The sequence below is a fragment of the Burkholderia sp. Bmkn7 genome, assembly GCF_041103175.1.
GTDB classification, from domain to species: Bacteria; Pseudomonadota; Gammaproteobacteria; order Burkholderiales; family Burkholderiaceae; genus Burkholderia; species Burkholderia cepacia.
In genome coordinates, this window is sequence record NZ_JBGCUH010000003.1 from 3,096,136 (window position 1) to 3,114,595 (window position 18,460).

An 18,460-nucleotide genomic window follows, 5' to 3' on the forward strand; every position below is an offset into this window, starting at 1 on the left:
GCTTTCAGTGCGTGGCGCCGGCAACGGCGTCCGCGGGAATCGGCGTGATCGTGATGTGCAGGCCGCATTCCTTCGTGTCGCGCGACTCCCACCACCAGCGGCCCGCGCGGCTGTCCTCGCCGGGGCGGATCGCCCGCGTACAGGGCTCGCAGCCGATGCTCGGGTAGCCGCGCGCATGCAGCGGGTTCACCGGCACGTCAAACGCGTTAAGGTACGCCCACACGTCGCTTTCCGTCCAGTCGGCGAGCGGGTTGTACTTCGCGATCCCGCGCGCTTCGTCCTGCTCTTCCTCGTGCAGCTCGGCACGCGTGACCGACTGCTCGCGGCGCTGGCCCGTGACCCATGCCCCGACGTCGGCCAGCGCGCGATTCAGCGGCTCGACCTTGCGGATGTGGCAGCACGACTTGCGCAGCTCGACGCTTTCGTAGAACGCGTTCAGGCCGTGCTCGGCGACGTACTGGTCGACCGCGTCCTGCTGCGGATGAAACTGCTCGATCTCGTAGCCGTAGCGCTCGCGCACGCGGTCGATCATGCCGAGCGTTTCCGCGTGCAGGCGGCCCGTGTTCAGCGAGAAGATGCCGATCCGGACGCCCTTCGACAGGATCGCGTGCGTCAGCAGCATGTCTTCCGCCGCGAGACTGCTCGCGAACTTCACCTTGTCGTGACGCGCACCGATCTGCGCGAGCAGCGCGTCGAGGCGCTCGACCTTCGCGGCGAGTTCCGGGCTCAGCGCGGTGGCGGCGGCGGTGCTCATGCGCCCACCTTCGCTTCAGCCACGCCAGCCGCCGCGGCGCGGCGGCGGAACAGCGGTTCGGGCTGGTCGAACGCGCCCTGATAACGCTGCGTGAATTCCGTGAACGCGTTCAGCGCGTCGTGGATGTCCTTGTCGGCGCGCACCGCGAATGCGTCGAAGCCGCAACGCGACATGTACAGCAACTGGTCGCGCAGCACGTCGCCGATCGCGCGCAGTTCGCCCGTCCAGCCGTGGCGCTCGCGCAGCAGGCGCGCGATGCTGTAGCCGCGGCCGTCCGCGAAGCGCGGGAAGTCGACGGCGACCAGCGAAATCGCGCCGAAGTCGGCCACGAGATCCGCCGGCTCGCTGTCCGGGGCGAGCCACACGCCGAGCTCGTCCTTCGTCTTCGCGGCGACGAGCGCCGCGCGCTCGGCCTGCCACAACGCGAACGGCACCAGCACCTTGCCGGCCGGCAACGCGTCGACCGCGGGCAGTGCACCGTCTTCCGCCGCGCGCACGACTTGCCATGCATCGTCGATCACTGCGCGGTTCTTGATAATCGAAGCCATCTGCTAATTCCTTCTACCCGGTTGGTTACGCGTTCACTGCCTGGCGCGCCGCATACACGCGCTCCTTGAACGGCGCGATGCCGATGCGGTCGTACGTGTCGACGAAGCGCTCGCCGTCGACGCGCGATTCGACGAACGTGTCGATCAGCTTCGCGATCACGTCGGGCACTTCCTCCGCCGAGAACGACGGCCCGATCACGCGGCCGAGGCGCGCGCCGTTCCGGCCCGTGCCCTGCTCGCCGCCGAGCGACACCTGGTACCACTCGGCGCCGTCCTTGTCGACGCCGAGGATGCCGATGTTGCCGACGTGGTGGTGACCGCACGAGTTCATGCAACCGGAAATGTTCAGCGACAGGTCGCCGAGGTCGTACACGTAGTCCAGATCGTCGAAACGCTGCTGGATCGCCAGCGCGATCGGGATCGACTTCGCGTTCGCGAGCGAGCAGAAGTCGCCGCCCGGGCACGCGATGATGTCGGTCAGCAGGCCGATGTTCGGCGTCGCGAAACCGGCCGCCTTCGCCTTTTCCCACACCTCGAACAGGTCGCGCTTCTTCACGTTCGCGAGAATCAGGTTCTGCTCGTGCGACACGCGCAGCTCGCCGAACGAATAGGCGTCGGCCCAGTCGGCCACCAGGTCCATCTGCTGGTCGGTCGCATCGCCCGGCGCGATGCGGTGATCCTTCAGCGACAGCGTGACGGCTGCATAACCGGTCACCTTGTGCGGTGCGACGTTACGCTCGACCCAGCGCGCGAACGCCTTGTTCTCGAGCAGGCGCTGTTCGAACGATGCATCGGTGTCGGCCAGCTTCTCGTAGACGGGCGGCTGGAAGTACTGCGACACGCGATCGACTTCCGCCTGCGTGAGCGTCGACGGGCCGTCCTTCAGGTGCTGCCACTCTTCCTCGACCTGCTGCGCAAACTTCGCGGGCGACAGCGCCTTCACGAGGATCTTGATGCGCGCCTTGTACAGGTTGTCGCGGCGGCCGTAGCGGTTGTACACGCGCAGCACGGCTTCGCAGTAAGTCAGCAGGTGCTGCCACGGCAGGTCTTCCTTGATCACCGCGCCGATGATCGGCGTACGGCCGAGGCCGCCGCCCGCGAGGATGCTCGCGACCACTTCGCCCTGCGCGTTCTTCTTCAGGTACACGCCGAGGTCGTGAATCTGCACGGCCGCGCGGTCGTCCTTCGAGCCCGACACCGCGATCTTGAACTTGCGCGGCAGCCACGCGAATTCGGGATGGAACGTCGACCACTGGCGCAGGATTTCCGACCACGGGCGCGGATCGATCTCTTCGTCCTGGGCGACGCCGGCGAACTGGTCGGCCGTGATGTTGCGGATGCAGTTGCCCGACGTCTGGATGCCGTGCATCTGCACCGACGCGAGCTTCGCGAGGATCTCGGGCGTCTCCTCGAGCTTGATCCAGTTGAACTGGATGTTCGAGCGGGTCGAGAAGTGGCCGTAGCCGCGGTCGTGTTCGCGGGCGATGCGCGCCAGCATCCGGAGCTGGTCGCTGCGCAGGTTGCCGTACGGAATCGCGATGCGGTGCATGTATGCGTGGCGCTGCATGTACAGGCCGTTCTGCAGGCGCAGCGGACGGAATTCTTCTTCGCTCAACTCGCCCGACAGCCGGCGGCGCACCTGATCGCGGTACTGCGCGACACGCTCGTCGACGATCGTCTGGTCGTATTGGTCGTACTGATACATTCGGGGACCCCAGGGTTTTCGTGGTGACCGCGCGACGTCCTAGCCACGTCGCGCCCGAATCTCCGTTCCGCCGTCACCGCCCCCATCCGCTGGCGGATGGATTGCTAATGACGAAAACAGATATCCATATTTGAAAAACTCCGGTGAATCGTAATAAACTCGCCTTATATTTCAAACGACTAAAAAATTCTGTTGATATGCGGAAGGGTTATAAATGAACCTGCACCAATTTCGCTTCGTGCGCGAGGCCGTCCGGCAGAATTTCAACCTCACCGAGGCCGCCAAGGCGCTCTACACGTCGCAACCGGGGGTATCGAAGGCGATCATCGAGCTCGAGGACGAGCTCGGCGTGGAGATCTTCACGCGGCACGGCAAGCGCGTGCGCTCGCTCACCGAGCCGGGCAGGATCATCCTCGCGTCGGTCGAGCGGATTCTTCAGGAGGTTGAAAGCCTTAAAAGGGTCGGGAAAGATTACGCAGCACAGGATCAGGGCAACCTGACCATCGCCGCGACCCACACGCAGGCCCGCTACTCGCTGCCGGCCGCGATCGCCGAATTCAAGAAGCGCTTCCCGAAGGTACACCTGTCGATCCTGCAAGGCAGCCCGACGCAGGTGGCCGAGATGGTGATCCACGACCAGGCCGATCTCGCGATCGCGACCGAGGCGATCTCCGACTACAAGGAGCTCGTGTCGCTGCCCTGCTTCCAGTGGCATCACGCGGCCGTCGTGCCGGCCGACCACCCGTTGCTCGAACGCAAGCCGGTCACGCTCGACGATCTCGCCCAGTACCCGCTGATCACGTACGACGACGCGTTCGCGGGCCGCAAGAAGATCAACCATGCGTTCGCGCTGCGCGGGCTGTCGCCGGACATCGTGCTCGAGGCGATCGACGCCGACGTGATCAAGACCTACGTCGAACTCGGCCTCGGCGTCGGGATCATGGCCGACATCGCGTTCAATCCCGAGCGCGACCGCAACCTGCGGCTGATCCCGGTCGGCCACCTGTTCGGCAGCAACGTGACGCGTGTCGCGCTCAAGCAGGGCGCCTACCTGCGCAGCTATGTGTATACGCTCGTCGAACTGCTGTCGCCGACGCTGAACCGCAAGCTGATCGAGCAGGCGCTCAAGGGCGAATCCGAATCGTACGAGCTTTGACCGGCCTGTATAAACACAGGGGCGCGAATCCGAACCGCGCCCCTTTTCGTTGCCCGACGGAGAATCCCGCATGACGCTTTCCGCCCTGTTGCGCCGCGCCGCCGCCGGCGCGCTCGCGCTCGCCTGTGCCGCCGCCCATGCCGACCTGAAGGTCGGCGTCGACCTGTCGTCGACCGGCCCGGCCGCCGCGATCGGCATCACGAGCAAGAACGCCATCCTGATGTGGCCGAAGACGATCGCCGGGCAGCCCGTGCAGGTGACGGTGCTCGACGATGCATCCGACCCGGGCACCGCGGTGCGCAACATCCGCAAGCTGGTCGACGAGGATCACGTCGACGTCGTGGTCGGGCCGAACATCACGCCGGCCGCGCTCGCGGCGCTCGACGCGGTCGCGGCCGGGCAGACGCCGATGATCACGCTGGTCGGTTCCGGCGCGATCGTCGAGCCGCAGGAAGGCGCGCGGACCTGGGCGTTCAAGATGGCGCAGAGCGACCGCGCGATGGCCGACGTGATGACGCGCTACATGGCGAACCACGGCGTGAAGACGGTCGGCTTCATCGGCTTTGCGGACAGCTACGGCGACAGCTGGCTCAACGAGTTCACGCGCTTCGCGGACCTGCGCAAGATCCGCGTCATCGCGATCGAGCGCTACAACCGCACCGACGCGAGCGTCACGGGCCAGGCTTTGAAGCTGATCGCGGCGAAACCCGACGCGATCCTGATCGCGGGCTCGGGCACGCCGGCCGTGCTGCCGCAGCGCACGCTGATCGAGCGCGGCTACAAGGGCCCGGTCTACCAGACGCACGGGATCGCGACGCCGGAATTCATCAAGCTCGGCGGCAAGGACGTCGACGGGACGCTGTTCCCGACCCAGCCGGTGGTCGTCGCGCGCACGCTGCCGGCCGATCATCCGGCCCGCAAGGCCGCGCTCGCGTTCGTCGACGCATACGAGGCGAAATACGGCGCCGGCACGGTCACGCAGTTCGCGGGCGACGCGGCGGGCGTCTATCCGCGCCTTGCCGATGCGGTCGGCCGCGCGCTGAAGGCCGCTCAGCCCGGCGCGCCCGCGTTCCGTGCGGCGCTGCGGCGCGAACTGGAACGCGCGCACGAGCTCGTCGTGCCGAACGGCGTCGTCAATACCAGCGACAAGGATCATGTGGGGCTCGATCAGCGCGCGAGCGTGATGGGGATCGTCAAGCAGGGCCGGTTCGTCTACCTGAGCCAGTGACGTGCGCGACCGGCACCGGGGCAGCTTGCCCGGCGTCGGGATTTCAGACATAATCCGCGTTTCGCCGCGCACAATCGCATGCGCGGCCAGGATCAAGCCCAGGTGGTGAAATTGGTAGACGCAGGGGACTCAAAATCCCCCGCCGCAAGGCGTGCCGGTTCGATTCCGGCCCTGGGCACCAGTATTTCGCAGCGTCGTGCGCTGCATCTGTCGAAACCCGCGCAAGCTCGCCGCTTCGCGGGTTTTTTGTTTTTGCCGCCCGCGCCGCAACGCGCGCCCCCGCGCAACAGTCCAAGCATCATGAGGACGCGCGGCACGGAGGCACGCCATGTCCATGCGCACGATTTCATCCCCGCTGCGCCGCCGCGTGCTCGCCGTGGCGTTGTCGCTCATGCTGGGCGGATGCGACGTCCTGACCGCGCCGCCGGTGCCTGACTGGCCGGGCCCGCACGCACCGTATCCGTTCCCGGACAACATCCCGCATCGCACCGAATGAAGCGCCGGCCGCCGGCCGTGCCTCGCGCTCAGGCCATCAGTTCGCGAACGAAGTCGAGAAACACCCTCACCTTCGCCGAGACGAGGTTTGACGCGTGGTGATACGCGTAAAGCGGGAACGTCTCGTCCGCCCATTCCGGCAACAGCAGCACCAGCCGCCCTTCAGCCAGGATGTCCCTCGCATAGAGTTCCAGCAATTGCGCAATCCCCGCGCCGCCCAGGCACGCACCGAGCAGCATGCCCGTATCGTTGACCATCAGCCGGCCGGCGGCATCGAACGGCACCACTTCCTTGCCGCGATGGAATTCCCATTCGAATGGCCGCCCCGTCACCGGGTCGCGGATCAGCACGCAACGGTGCCCGTCCGCGAGATCCCGCGGATGCCGCGGTTCGCCATGACGCGCGACATAGGCTGTCGACGCGCAGGTGAGCACGCGCGTTTCCAGCAGCAGCCGCGCACGATACGACGACGGCTCCGGAATGCCGAATCGCACGGCCACGTCGAACCCGTCTGCGACGAGGTCGCCCATCCGGTCGCGCACGCTGATCTCGACGGACAGGTCGGGGAAGCGGTCGAGAAACTCCGCCATCTTCGGTGCCAGCACGTAGTGGCCGAAGGTCGCGTCGACATTGACGCGCAGCCGCCCCCTGACACGCGCCTTCGACTGGCCGGCGTCGATCGCCGCCTCCTCGATGCCGGCCAGCAGCGGCGCGACCGCCTCATAGAAACGCCGACCCTCGTCGGTCAGCGTGATCGCGCGCGCCGTGCGGTTGAAGATCCGGATGCCGACGCGCTCTTCCAGCCGGGCAACGGCACGGCTCACCGCCGGCTGCGTCAGCCCCATCGCCTCGCCGGCGCGCGCGAAGGTGCCCGCCTCGATCACCGCCGAGAGCACGCCGATCCCGCTCAAAAGCCTGCTATCGAATGCCATAAGACATACTTTCAGTCATTCTTTATCTTCCGATTATTCATTATTTTTATTAACCGAGGAAGCCTACATTAGTCCTGTCGCCGGATCGCACGGCACTCACAAACCAAGGAGCAGGACATGAGCACATCGCAACAGGTCGCCCTCGTCACGGGTTCGTCGCGCGGCATCGGCGCAGAAATCGCGCGCCAGCTCGCCCGGGACGGCTTCCGGGTCATCGTCAACTATGCAGGGAGCGCCGGCCCGGCCCGCGAAGTGGTCGACGCGATCGTCGCCGACGGCGGCCATGCCGTCGCGGTGCAGGCGAACGTCGCCGACCCGGCGGCCGTGGCCGCGCTGTTCGACGCCGCGCAAGAGGCATTCGGCGGCGTGGATGTCGTGGTCAATTCCGCGGGCGTGATGAAGCTGGCGACCATCGCCGACTGCGACGATGCGCTCTTCGACGAAACGATCGCCATCAACGTGAAAGGCACCTTCAACGTATGCCGCGAAGCGGCCAGGCGGGTGCGCGACGGGGGACGCATCATCAACCTGTCGACCAGCGTGATCGGCATGCGCATGCCGACTTACGGCGTGTACGTCGCCAGCAAGGCGGCAGTCGAAAGCCTGACTCAGGTGCTCGCGCAGGAAATGCGCGGGCGCGGCATTCGCGTGAATGCCGTCGCGCCGGGACCGGTCGCAACCGAGTTGTTCCTTCAGGGCAAGAGCCCCGAACTCGTCGAGCGGCTCGCGAAGCTGAACCCGCTCGAGCGGCTCGGCCAGCCCGACGACATCGCGCGCGTCGTCGCATTCCTCGCCGGCCCCGACGGCGCGTGGGTCAACGGCCAGATCCTGCGCGCCAACGGCGGCATGTGCTGACGGGCCGCCTGCCTCGCCCCTCGCTTACCGGAGAAAGATCATGAAGGAAGTCATTCTCGTCACGGGTGCGTCCAGCGGCTTCGGCCTGCTGACGGCCCAGGCGCTCGCCCGCGCCGGCCATACCGTCTACGCGTCGATGCGCGAAAGCAGCGGCCGCAACGCGCCGCGCGTCGCCGCCATCGCGGCCTACGCGCAGGAGCACAGGGTCGACCTGCGCACCGTCGAGCTCGACGTCGGCGACGACGCGTCCGTCGCTGCCGCCATCGATCGCGTGATCGCGGACAACGGCCGCCTGGACGTCATCGTCCACAATGCCGGCCACATGGTGTTCGGTCCGGCCGAAGCGTTCACGCCCGAGCAGATCGCCCAGCTCTACGACATCAACGTCGTATCGACCCAGCGCGTCAACCGCGCGGCGCTGCCGCACCTGCGCCGTCAGGGCCGCGGCCTGCTCGTCTGGGTGTCGTCGTCCTCCGCACGCGGCGGCACGCCGCCGTTCCTCGCCCCTTACTTCGCCGCGAAGGCCGCGATGGATTCGCTCGCGGTGTCCTATGCCGCCGAACTCGCCCGCTGGGGTATCGAGACGTCGATCGTCGTGCCGGGCGCCTTCACCCAGGGCACGAATCACTTCGCCCATGCGGGCAAGCCGGCCGATTCGGCCGTGCAGGCCGCCTACGACGACGGCCCCTATGCGGGCGTCGCCGGACAGGCGCTGCAGGGCCTCGCCGCGCTCGAACCGGCAGACGCCGATGCCGGCACCGTCGCGACGGCGATTGCCGACATCGTCGCCGCACCCGCCGGCAAGCGTCCGTACCGCGTATTCGTCGATCCGTCGCAGGACGGCGCGGAGGAAGTGTTCCGCGTCGGCGATCGCGTGCGCCGCGAGATGTTCAGGAACATCGGCCTCGCCGACCTGCTGGCCGCCCGCGTCGGCAGTTGATCCGGTGCGCGCCCGGCGCCGGGCACGCCGACGCGCATCAGCACGGCTCGCAGAACCCGAGGATCGCTTCCGCAACCGCCGCCGGCGCCTCGCGCTGCGGAAAGTGGCCGACACCGTCCAGCACCTGCCGCGCGTAGCGGCCCGTGAAGAAGCGCTCACGCCCGGCCGAGCTGTCCGGATGATTGCAGGTATCCGCGCCGCCGTGCAGCACCAGTGTCGGCAATGCCAGCACCGGCGCGGGATTCAAGCGCGCTTCGTCACCGGCGTGGGCCGGCGCGCCCGGCGCGAATCCCCACCGATGCCGATACGAATGCAGGACGACGTCGATCCAGTCGGGGCCGTCGAACGCGTCTGCCGCCGCCTCGAAATCGCCGTCGCGATACCAGCCCGGTGGCGACCATGTGTCCCACATCAAACGGGCAAACGCGCGGCGATCGTCGCGCAACGCCTGCTCGCCGCGTGGCGTCGCCATGAACCAGTGATACCAGTAATTGCGCGCCTGCTGCAGCGACAGCGGCTGCCCGGGGTCGTTGGTGCCGTATCCGACCGACAGCATCACGAGATGCGATCCGGCGTCATCGCGCAGCCCGCACGCGTTCGCGGCCGCCCGGGCGCCCCAGTCGTGCCCGACCAGCACGGGTCGCTCGAGGCCGAGCGCATCGACGAAGTCGAGCACATCTCGACCGAGCGCCGCGAGCTGGCCGCTGCGCGGCACGGATGCGTCACGAAAATGCGTCGGCGCAAAGCCGCGCAGCGCAGGCGCAAGCACGCGGTAGCCGCGCGCGGCAAGCGTCGTCGCCGCGGCGCCCCAGCCGATCGGGCTGTCCGGCCAGCCGTGCAGCAGTACCGCCACGCGCTCGCCGCGCGGGTTCCATTCGAGATAGGCAATATCGAGCGACGCGGTCGTCGCATGCGCGTAGGTCGTCATCGTGCACTCCGTTGAGTCGATCCGAGTGGACGATGGTAGGCCGGTCGTTCATCACGATTCGCGGAGTATCATTGTTCACTCTTCGCACATTGTGTTGAATCGAACCATGGAACCGCTGACCGATCCCGCGTCGAGCGCGCTCGACATCACGCTGTTGCGCACCTTCCTCGAAGTCGTCGACAGCCGCGGGTTCGCGCCGGCCGCGGAACGGCTTGCGTTGACACCGTCCGCCGTCAGCGGCCATATCAAGCGGCTCGAACAGGCGGCCGGCACGGTGCTGCTCGCGCGCACGACGCGCCGCATCGCGCTCACGCCGGCCGGCGACACGCTGTACGCGTACGCGCGCAACATCGTCGACATGGAGCGCGAAGTGCGCGCGAGGCTGCGCGGCGCGCCGGCGCACGGGCCGCTGCGGGTCGGCGCGTCGGAGGATTTCGCGGGCGCGTGGCTGCCGCATGTGCTGCGCACGTTTCGCGACCGCCACCCGCGCACGTCGATCGAACTGAAGGTCGGCATCACCGCGTCGCTGCTGCGCGAGCAGACGCTCGGCCGGCTCGACGTCGTGTTCGGCAAGCAGTGCCGGCAGGTCGACACGCCGGGCGAACTGCTGTGGGAAGAGCCGCTCGTGTGGGCGTTCGCGTCGGATCGCACGCTCGACGCCGGCGGCGACGTGCCGCTCGCGCTGTTTCCGCAGCCGTGCGTTTATCGCGAAGCCGCCGTCGCGGCACTCGCCGCCGCGCTGCGCCCGTTTCGCGTGCTGTTCGAGAGCGGCAGCATGGCCGGCTGCGTGTCGGCCGCGCTCGCCGGCTTCGCGGTCACCGCGCTGGCGCGCAGCCAGCTGCGCGACGGCTTGCGCGAATGCGGGCCGCAAGACGGCCTGCCGGCGTTGCCGGCCGCGCGCTTTTACGCGTTCGCGTCGAAGCCCGACGACGCCGGCGCCGCGCTGATCGACGCGGTGCGGGCCACCGGGCGCACGCGGCAGTTCTCCGCACACGCCGACTGAACGCGCGCCGGTCGCAATGGATGTCGAATGCCGCCGGCGCGCCCCCGCCGATCGCGGTCGGCGCGTGCGGGCGCGGCGCCCCTTTCGGTCGCCGGTCCTCAGTCGCCGGTCGCGGTCGCGGTCGCGCCCGTGCCGTTCAGCGCATCCGCCATCAACTCCGCGAACCATTCGATGAACGCGTTGAGCCGTCTCGACCGGTGCCGGCGATGCGGATACACGGCCGACACGTCCATCGGCGCGGCACGGTGGCCGGGCATCACGTCGACCAGCGCCCCGCTGTCCAGCAGATGCTCGACGTCGAAGCGCGGAATCTGGATCAGCCCCATCCCGGCGATGCAGCTGGCGATATAGGTTTCGGCGTTGTTGACGATCACGCGGCTCGGCAGCGTGAGGGTGTACCGCTGGCCGTCCGAGCAGTATTCCCAGTCGAGTTCACGCCCGGTCGTCGGCGACGCATAGCCGATCGCCCAGTGTCCGTGCGCGAGCGCGTCCGGATGCTCGGGCACGCCGCATTCGCGCAGGTAGTCGGGGCTCGCGCAGTTGATCAGCGTGAACTGCCCGAGCGGCCGCACGACGAGACTGCTGTCCGCGAGCCGCCCGACGCGGATCGCGCAGTCGACGCCCTCCTGCACCAGGTCGATCGACCGATCCGTCGAGCCGAGCGACAGTTGCAGCTTCGGGTAACGGCGAAACAGCGACGGCAGCGCGGGCGCCACCATGCGGCGCGCGATCCGGCTCGGCACGTCGACGTTCAGCCGGCCGATCACGTCGCGGTCGCGGCGGCGGAACAGGCGGTCGAGTTCGTCGGCTTCCGCGAGCAGGCGCCGGCCGCGTTCGAGCAGCAACGCGCCGTCGGCCGTCAACTGCACCTGGCGCGTCGTGCGATGCAGGAGGCGCGTGCCGAGCCCCGTCTCGAGCTGCTGGACGGCCGCCGACACGGTCGCGCGCGGCACGTCGAGCGCGTGCGCGGCCTTGATGAAGCTGCCCATCTCGGCAACCTGCAGGAAGATTCTGACCTGATCCAGCTTGTCCATCGGCAGGGAACGTAGGTTCGGAAACGCGTCGCCGCCGGCTGTCGCGCGTCGCGGCAAGGTTCGGCGGCACGGAAAAACGGGCGCGCAGCCGCGAGGCCGCACGCCCGTCCATTGTCCACGCAAACGCGCCATTGCGGTGCACGCCGCACCCCGCAACGTCCGCCGAAGCGGCGCGTTACCCGGCCGGTTACTTGGCCAGTTACTTGGTCGCTTACTTCGTCGTATAGCCGCCGTTGATCAGGATCGTCTGGCCCGTGATCCACCAGCCGTCGGTGACGAGATGGCGAATGAACGGTACGACGTCCTCGATGTCGGTCAGGCCCGTCTTGCTGAACGGCGACAGCGCGGCCGCCGTCTTGTGATACGCGACCGCATCGGCGCCCTCGGCCGGATAGAAGAACGGCGTGTCCATCGGACCCGGCCCGACGGCCGTCACCGAGATCCCGCGCGCGCCGTACTCCTTCGACGCCGCACGCGTGAAATGCTCGACCGGCGCCTTCGATCCTTCGTACGCCGCATAGAACGGCGTGAACGCGCCGAGCAGCGACGTCACGAGCGTGACGAGCTTGCCGTGATCCTCGAGGTGCCGCCCCGCTTCCTTGATGAAGAAAAACGCCGACTTGCTGTTGACCGCGAACATCTCGTCGTACTCGGCCTCGCTGATCTCGGTGAACGGCTTCTTCAGCACCTTGCCGACCGTGTTGATCGCGATGTCGATCTTGCCGAAGCGCTGTTTCGCGTCGTCGAACAGCTTCTCGACCGCGGCGGCCGTCGTCAGGTCGCCCTGGAACGTGGCAGCCTCCGCGCCGGCCGCACGCACCGCGGCGGCCGTCTCCTCGGCCTGTGCCTGCGATGCGGCGCTGTTGTAGTGAATCGCCACTGCCTTCGCGCCGTGGCTCGCCAAATCCCGGGCGATCAGGCCGCCGAGATTCTTTGCGCCGCCTGCGATCAGGACGACCTTGTCTGCGAGCGTATGAATTGCCACGGTGGACTCCTTTTCTCGATGAACGAATCCTGGAGTGTAGGCACGCGCGACGCACCGGTCAGCCGGTCGCGGCTGGATGGATTATCCAGAAAATCCGTCCAATCGCCGCAGCGTAATGTGGCCTGCCGCACCGACAGGATTTCCGGAATCGCCGACCGATGCCGCGGATGCCGGCCGGCTCAGCGCGCGTACAGCGCCGCGTCGATCTTGCCGAGCAGCCATTGCATGCCGGCCAGATGCTGCTGGTCGTGGCTGCACAGGTAGTGGACGAGCCCGCGCACGGTCAGCGAGCCGTAACCGTCGAACTCCCCGGTGCGTGCGAGCTGTTCGGGCGTGAGGCGCGACACGAGGTCGAGCGTCTCGCGCCGTGCTTCGCGGATCGCCGCGAGCACGTCGGACGCATACGCGTCGTTGTAGCGGCGCTCGATCGCGAGCGCGTCGCCATCGATCGATACGAGCAGCGGCCGGTCTTCCTCGAGCATCCGCCGCAGCCGCACGTGATAACCGTCGGTCTCGATGTCGCGCACGTGGCAAAGCTGCCCGAGCGGCGAGAAGTGCTCGCTCGGGATTCCGGCCCAGTCGCCGGGCGTCCAGCGCGCGTAGCCGTCGGGGACGGCCGCGAAATGCGCTTCGAGCTGACGGGGAAAATCGGCGAGTGCGTCGAGCGTCGTCGGATTCATGCGGGACTCCCTGTCGAATGGAAGCGACGGCAGCCCTGGCACGGGCCTGCCGCCGCCGTTGCGTCACGTCACTTCACGCTGAAGCCGTACGCGCCCTGCGTGCGGTGCCCGTCGGTCGCGACGGCCACCCATTTCACCGTATAGGCGCCCGTGCCGGCCGCCGTGAGCGGCACCGTCATCCGCTTGCGGTTTGACGTGTCGACGCGCGCACGGCCGTCCGACACCGTCTTGCCGTTGCCGTCGACGACGACGATCGAGCTGAACGCCGGCTCCAGCGGCTCGGTGAAATCGATCGTGACGGCAGCCGGTGCGGCGGCCACCGCCGCGCCCGCCGCCGGGTCGCTCTTCGCGAGATGCGCGTGCGCGAACGCAACCGACGAGACGGTTGCGGCGAGGATGACGGCGGCAGCCTTGCGGCCGAACGGGAACGAAGCGAAAGGCATGGACTTTCCGTGAAGAGTGAACGGGCGCCGCGCCCCGCGCGGCGTACCGGCAGCTTACCAGCGCATGCGGGTTCACGCCGGCCGCGCGCCGCCGCTTGATAGAATGCGCGCGCTATGGATCTCGAAAGCATTCTCTACACCCAGGGCTTCGGCTCGCGCCGCCAGTGCCGCGGCCTGATCGAAGCGGGCCGCGTCAGCGTGGCGGGCGCGTGCGCGACCGACCCCGACGCCGCGTTCGATACCGACGGCCTTGTGTTCTCGGTCGACGATACGGCGTGGCCGTTCCACGCGCGCGCATATCTCGCGCTCAACAAGCCGGCCGGCTACGAGTGTTCGCGCGACCCGCAACACCACGCGAGCGTGTTCACCCTGCTGCCCGCGCCGCTCGTCGCGCGCGGCGTGCAGTGCGTCGGACGTCTCGACCAGGACACGACGGGCCTGCTGCTGCTGTCGGACGACGGCCAGTTCGTGCACGCGTACACGTCGCCGAAGCGCAAGGTGCCGAAAACCTACGTGGCGACCGTGCGCCACCCGCTCGACGACGCGCAGCTGAATGCGCTGCGCACCGGCGTGCAGCTGCACGGCGAGCCGAAGCCGATCGCGGCGGTCGCCGCCGACGCGCGCGCACCGCACGCGCTCGCGCTGACCGTCCTCGAAGGCAAGTATCACCAGGTCAAGCGCATGGTCGCGGCGGCGAGCAATCGCGTCGAAGCGCTGCATCGCGAAAGCATCGGCGGCTTCGCGCTGCCGGGCGATCTCGCGCCGGGTGCGTGGCGCTGGCTCGATGACGCCGACCTTTCAGCGCTGCGCAATCCCGTCGAAACCCTGTAAGGGAAAATCCGCACGATCGTTCGATGCCCGGCCGCGTCTCGGCCGCATGTTCCCCCGCTATACTGAAATCACAAGCTGCACGAGCAGCGATGCAGGGGGAGATACCATGAACGTCAACCATACTTTCGAACTGTCGTACATGATGATCGCGTTCGCGGTCGTCGGTGTCATCGTGATCGGCGGCCTGCTGGCCATGATGCACGCGAAGCACAAATATCATCCGAACCTGATTGGCGCGCTGATCGGCGCGCTGCTGTGCTTCCTGCTGATCGAGGCATTACCGGCGCTGACCTGATGCGCTGCCCGGCGCGAGCGTTTGAAGGAAATCGTCTACGGTCGGATACCGCAACGTCACGCACAATTCGGCCTTGAGCCGGGCGTTGGACAGGCGCCGCGACTCGCGCATGAACGACAGCAGGGTCGGCTCGAGCTGGCGCTCGGCGTCCGCGCGGCTGACGCGTGGCGGCCTCGGCAGGCCGAGCGCCTGCGCGACCCGGTCGAAATATTCCCCCATCCGCAGTTCGCTGTCGTCCGACGCGTGCACGGCGCGCGCCGGCTTGCCGCGTTCGGCCGCGCGGCGCAGGATCGCAGCGAGATCGTCCGCGTGGATGTGGTTCGTGTAGACGTCGTCGGCCGGTTCGAGTGCCGGCGTGCCGCGCTCGAGCCGTGCGACCGGCAGGCGGTTCGCCGCGTAGATGCCCGGAATGCGCACGATGCGCGCGGACAGCACGCCGCGCACCGTCGCCGCGCGCAGTTGCCGCTCGGCCGACACGCGTCGGAACGCGCGCGGATTCGCGGGGCGCAAGGGCTGCGTCTCGTCGATGCGCGCGCCACCGCAGTCGCCGTATACGCCCGTCGTGCTCGCGTAGACGAGCCTCGGCGCGCGAAGGCCGTCGGGTACAATACGCGCTCCCCGAACGGGTGCGCCGGCCTGCCGTGCAGCGGTGCGCAGCGTTCGGAGCCGGCCGACCGCCGGTGCCGGCGGAGTCGATGGCCGACGCGCAGGCACGGTCGTTGCGGCAATCAGCGCACGCGTGCGCCGGTCGTCGCGGCCGTCGGATGGCGGCGGCGCGAGATGCAGGATCGTGCGGGCCAGGCCCGCGAGGCGGCCGAGCGTCGCCCGGCGATCGAGGTCGCCGACGATCGGCGTCGCGCCCGCGGCACGCAGTTCGTCGCGGCGGGCCGGGTGGCTCGTCAGCGCGAAGATCCGCAGGTTGCGGTGCGTGTCGCGCCATTGCGCGACGCAGCGCATGCCGACGTCGCCGCAGCCGACGATCAGTGCGCGCGGCCGGCGCAGGATTCGAGTCGCGATCATGTTGGTTGCGAAATCAGTAGCCACCGTTGCGCGACGCGCAACGGGCTTGCATTGTAGCTGCCGTGCCCGACATGCACGGTCCCCACATTTTGTTCTAGTTTGGTTCTATGGCATTCAACGTCACTCTCAAGCAAAGCGGCCGGCAATTCCAGGTCGAGTCGGACGAAACCGTGCTGGCGGCTGCGCTGCGCCAGAACGTCCATCTGCCGTACGGCTGCAAGAACGGCGCGTGCGGCTCCTGCAAGGGCCAGATCGTGTCGGGCCAGATCGAACAGGGCCCGCACGCCGCGTCGGCGCTGTCCAACGACGAGCGCACGCGCGGCCTCGCGCTGCTGTGCTGCTCGAAGGCGCAGTGCGATCTCGAAATCGACGTGCGCGAAATCGCCGGCGTCGACGGCGTGCAGGTCAAGAAGCTGCCGTGCCGGATCGCCGCGCTCGAACGCAAGGCCGACGACGTGATGGTCGTGAAGCTGCAGCTGCCCGCCAACGAACGCCTGCAGTATCTCGCGGGCCAGTACGTCGAGTTCATCCTGAAGGACGGCTCGCGCCGCAGCTACTCGATGGCGAACGCGCCGCACGAGGAAGGCCCGATCGAGCTGCACATCCGCCACATGCCGGGCGGCAAGTTCACCGACCACGTGTTCGGCGCAATGAAGGAGCGCGACATCCTGCGCTTCGAAGGCCCGCTCGGCACGTTCTTCCTGCGCGAGGATTCCGACAAGCCGATCGTGCTGCTCGCATCGGGCACGGGCTTCGCACCGATCAAGGCGATCATCGAGCACGTGAAGCACACGGGCATCACGCGCCCGATGACGCTCTACTGGGGCGCGCGCCGCAAGAAGGACATCTACCTCGACGAGCTCGCCGAGCAGTGGGCACGCGAGATCCCGAACTTCAAGTACGTGCCGGTGCTCTCCGAGCCGGACGCCGGCGACCAGTGGACGGGCCGCACCGGCTTCGTCCATCGCGCGGTGATCGAGGATCTGCCCGACCTGTCGGGCTACCAGGTCTACGCGTGCGGCGCGCCGGTGATGGTCGAATCCGCGCAACGCGACTTCACGCAGCATCACGCGCTGCCGGCTGACGAGTTCTACGCCGACTCGTTCACGAGCGCCGCCGATCTCGCGCATCCGGTCTGACACCCGCGCATCCGCGTCCCGCGTCGCGCACCGCGATGTCACATCCGTGGCATCGCGGCGGTTTACAGTGAGGCGCGGGATGCCTTATGCTTGCGCACATGAACTGCTTCCTGTCCGCCCTTCGACGTCGCCGCTCGCCGCTCCGCCCGGATGCCGCAGGCTCGTCACGGACTCGCGCGTAACCCCCACACCGCTTCACCGGTTACGCACAAGCTGTTCGACCCACCAGCCACGGCCTTCCGTGGCTTTTTTATTGCCTGTTTCCCTTTCAACGCCCGCTGGAGTCTGCTGCCATGCCCCTGAACGATTATCCGATCGACTCGCTGATGTACATCACGAACCGCCCCGACATCGTGTTTACGCACGGCAAGGGTTCGTGGCTCTACGATCACACGGGCAAGCGCTACCTGGACTTCATCCAGGGCTGGGCCGTCAACAGCCTCGGCCACTGCAACGACGGCATCGTCGAGGCGCTGAAGACGCAGGCGGAAAAGCTGCTGAACCCGTCGCCCGCGTTCTACAACGAACCGATGGCGAAGCTCGCGGGCCTGCTCACGCAGCACAGCGTGTTCGACAAGGTGTTCTTCACGAACAGCGGCGCGGAGGCAAACGAAGGCGCGATCAAGCTCGCGCGCAAGTGGGGCCGCAAGTTCAAGAACGGCGCCTACGAGATCATCACGTTCGACCACAGCTTCCACGGCCGCACGCTCGCGACGATGTCGGCCAGCGGCAAGCCGGGCTGGGACACGATCTACGCACCGCAGGTGCCGGGTTTCCCGAAGGCCGAGCTCAACGACATCAACTCGGTCGAGAGGCTGATCACCGACAAGACCGTCGCGGTGATGCTCGAGCCGATCCAGGGTGAAGGCGGCGTGATTCCGGCGACGCGCGAATTCATGCAGGCGCTGCGCGCGCTGACGAAACAGCACAACCTGCTGCTGATCGTCGACGAGGTGCAAAGCGGCTGCGGCCGCGCGGGCACGCTGTTCGCATACGAGCTGTCCGGCATCGAGCCGGACGTCATGACGCTCGCGAAAGGCATCGGCGGCGGCGCCCCGCTCGGCGCGCTGCTGTCGAAGGCCGAGGTCGCGGTGTTCGAGGCCGGCGACCAGGGCGGCACGTACAACGGCAACCCGCTGATGACGGCGGTCGGCTATTCGGTGATCTCGCAGCTCGTCGCGCCCGGCTTCCTCGAAGGCGTGCGCGCGCGCAGCGAATACCTGAAGCGCAAGCTGCTCGAACTGTCGGAAGAGCGCGGTTTCGAAGGCGAACGCGGCGAAGGCCTGCTGCGCGCGCTGCTGCTCGGCAAGGACATCGGCCCGCAGATCGTCGAGAAGGCACGCGACATGCAGCCCGACGGCCTGCTGCTGAACGCCGCGCGGCCGAACCTGCTGCGCTTCATGCCCGCACTGAACGTGACGACCGAAGAGATCGACCAGATGATGGCGATGCTGCGGTCGGTTCTCGACACACTCTGAGGAGAGCCCGC

The 18,460-nt window shown here is 67.9% G+C and carries 20 protein-coding genes and 1 tRNA gene; 11 read left to right on the top strand and 10 right to left on the bottom strand.

Annotation, left to right across the window (positions count from 1 at the left end; genetic code table 11):
- Positions 1-4: 4 nt before the first annotated feature.
- The 3 genes from AB3K92_RS35980 to AB3K92_RS35990 are packed head-to-tail and all read right to left on the bottom strand — an operon-like array spanning position 5 to position 3,007.
- Entirely contained in the window at positions 5-754 is a 750-nt protein-coding gene (locus AB3K92_RS35980) for a phosphoadenylyl-sulfate reductase (protein WP_048022586.1), read from the bottom strand.
- Positions 751-1,302, bottom strand: coding sequence for a DUF934 domain-containing protein (locus tag AB3K92_RS35985; RefSeq protein WP_021160778.1), 552 nt, complete (start codon positions 1,300-1,302; stop codon positions 751-753). The genes AB3K92_RS35980 and AB3K92_RS35985 overlap by 4 nt, the downstream gene beginning before the upstream one ends.
- Positions 1,303-1,327: 25 nt before the next feature.
- Positions 1,328-3,007 carry a nitrite/sulfite reductase gene (locus AB3K92_RS35990; protein ID WP_369466751.1) on the bottom strand — a complete coding sequence of 560 codons (1,680 nt, stop codon included), beginning with the start codon at positions 3,005-3,007 and terminating at the stop codon, positions 1,328-1,330.
- Positions 3,008-3,221: 214 nt separating this feature from the next.
- On the opposite strand from AB3K92_RS35990, the gene AB3K92_RS35995 reads away from it, so the two are divergent.
- The 4 genes from AB3K92_RS35995 to AB3K92_RS36010 all read left to right on the top strand — a co-directional run bounded on the left by AB3K92_RS35995 (position 3,222) and on the right by AB3K92_RS36010 (position 5,887).
- Entirely contained in the window at positions 3,222-4,163 is a 942-nt protein-coding gene (locus AB3K92_RS35995; protein WP_014896306.1) for a CysB family HTH-type transcriptional regulator, read from the top strand.
- A gap of 70 nt (positions 4,164-4,233) precedes the next feature.
- Positions 4,234-5,391, top strand: a complete 1,158-nt coding sequence (locus tag AB3K92_RS36000) for an ABC transporter substrate-binding protein (protein ID WP_369466752.1) — start codon at positions 4,234-4,236, stop codon at positions 5,389-5,391.
- Between the two features lie 96 nt (positions 5,392-5,487).
- Positions 5,488-5,572, top strand: a tRNA-Leu gene (locus AB3K92_RS36005).
- Positions 5,573-5,719: 147 nt separating this feature from the next.
- Positions 5,720-5,887, top strand: a complete 168-nt coding sequence (locus tag AB3K92_RS36010) for a hypothetical protein (protein ID WP_175895369.1) — start codon at positions 5,720-5,722, stop codon at positions 5,885-5,887.
- 28 nt (positions 5,888-5,915) lie between these two features.
- Here the strand turns inward: AB3K92_RS36010 and AB3K92_RS36015 are convergent, their stop codons facing one another.
- Positions 5,916-6,818, bottom strand: a complete 903-nt coding sequence (locus AB3K92_RS36015; protein ID WP_059484675.1) for a LysR family transcriptional regulator — start codon at positions 6,816-6,818, stop codon at positions 5,916-5,918.
- 117 nt (positions 6,819-6,935) lie between these two features.
- Here AB3K92_RS36015 and AB3K92_RS36020 point away from each other — a divergent pair, with 117 nt between their 5' ends.
- Both AB3K92_RS36020 and AB3K92_RS36025 read left to right on the top strand, forming a co-directional pair.
- Positions 6,936-7,673, top strand: a complete 738-nt coding sequence (locus AB3K92_RS36020) for an SDR family oxidoreductase (RefSeq protein WP_060218349.1) — start codon at positions 6,936-6,938, stop codon at positions 7,671-7,673.
- Positions 7,674-7,713: 40 nt separating this feature from the next.
- On the top strand, positions 7,714-8,613 hold the full coding sequence (locus AB3K92_RS36025; RefSeq protein WP_124843306.1) for an SDR family oxidoreductase: 900 nt from the start codon (positions 7,714-7,716) through the stop codon (positions 8,611-8,613).
- Between the two features lie 37 nt (positions 8,614-8,650).
- Here the strand turns inward: AB3K92_RS36025 and AB3K92_RS36030 are convergent, their stop codons facing one another.
- Positions 8,651-9,541: an alpha/beta fold hydrolase gene (locus AB3K92_RS36030; protein ID WP_059816271.1), complete on the bottom strand. Its 891-nt coding sequence runs from the start codon at positions 9,539-9,541 to the stop codon at positions 8,651-8,653.
- 106 nt (positions 9,542-9,647) lie between these two features.
- Between AB3K92_RS36030 and AB3K92_RS36035 the strand changes: the two genes are divergently transcribed.
- A complete protein-coding gene (locus tag AB3K92_RS36035) occupies positions 9,648-10,544 on the top strand; it encodes a LysR family transcriptional regulator (RefSeq protein ID WP_369466753.1) in 897 nt (298 codons plus the stop codon).
- Positions 10,545-10,642: 98 nt separating this feature from the next.
- On the opposite strand, the gene AB3K92_RS36040 is transcribed toward AB3K92_RS36035, so the two are convergent.
- From AB3K92_RS36040 to copC, 4 genes are all read right to left on the bottom strand, one after another.
- Entirely contained in the window at positions 10,643-11,578 is a 936-nt protein-coding gene (locus AB3K92_RS36040; protein ID WP_369466754.1) for a LysR family transcriptional regulator, read from the bottom strand.
- 211 nt (positions 11,579-11,789) lie between these two features.
- The gene (locus tag AB3K92_RS36045; RefSeq protein ID WP_021160770.1) at positions 11,790-12,563 is read right to left on the bottom strand and encodes an SDR family oxidoreductase; all 774 of its coding nucleotides are present in this window, start codon (positions 12,561-12,563) and stop codon (positions 11,790-11,792) included.
- A gap of 179 nt (positions 12,564-12,742) precedes the next feature.
- Entirely contained in the window at positions 12,743-13,243 is a 501-nt protein-coding gene (locus AB3K92_RS36050; protein ID WP_059493058.1) for a DinB family protein, read from the bottom strand.
- A 68-nt stretch (positions 13,244-13,311) separates the two neighbouring features.
- Entirely contained in the window at positions 13,312-13,686 is a 375-nt protein-coding gene (gene copC, locus AB3K92_RS36055) for a copper homeostasis periplasmic binding protein CopC (protein WP_369466755.1), read from the bottom strand.
- A 114-nt stretch (positions 13,687-13,800) separates the two neighbouring features.
- Here copC and AB3K92_RS36060 point away from each other — a divergent pair, with 114 nt between their 5' ends.
- Together AB3K92_RS36060 and AB3K92_RS36065 are read left to right on the top strand one after the other, a co-directional pair.
- Positions 13,801-14,517: a pseudouridine synthase gene (locus AB3K92_RS36060; protein WP_060280093.1), complete on the top strand. Its 717-nt coding sequence runs from the start codon at positions 13,801-13,803 to the stop codon at positions 14,515-14,517.
- Between the two features lie 106 nt (positions 14,518-14,623).
- On the top strand, positions 14,624-14,812 hold the full coding sequence (locus tag AB3K92_RS36065) for a hypothetical protein (protein WP_021160766.1): 189 nt from the start codon (positions 14,624-14,626) through the stop codon (positions 14,810-14,812).
- Here the strand turns inward: AB3K92_RS36065 and AB3K92_RS36070 are convergent.
- Positions 14,795-15,832 (bottom strand): NAD-dependent epimerase/dehydratase family protein, encoded by a 1,038-nt coding sequence (locus AB3K92_RS36070; protein ID WP_021160765.1) that lies wholly within the window; start codon positions 15,830-15,832, stop codon positions 14,795-14,797. The two genes, AB3K92_RS36065 and AB3K92_RS36070, sit on opposite strands and share 18 nt — an antisense overlap.
- 107 nt (positions 15,833-15,939) lie before the next feature.
- On the opposite strand from AB3K92_RS36070, the gene AB3K92_RS36075 reads away from it, so the two are divergent.
- On the top strand, positions 15,940-16,971 hold the full coding sequence (locus AB3K92_RS36075; protein ID WP_021160764.1) for a CDP-6-deoxy-delta-3,4-glucoseen reductase: 1,032 nt from the start codon (positions 15,940-15,942) through the stop codon (positions 16,969-16,971).
- A gap of 293 nt (positions 16,972-17,264) precedes the next feature.
- A complete protein-coding gene (locus AB3K92_RS36080) occupies positions 17,265-18,449 on the top strand; it encodes an acetylornithine transaminase (RefSeq protein WP_027786679.1) in 1,185 nt (394 codons plus the stop codon).
- Positions 18,450-18,460: the final 11 nt, after the last annotated feature.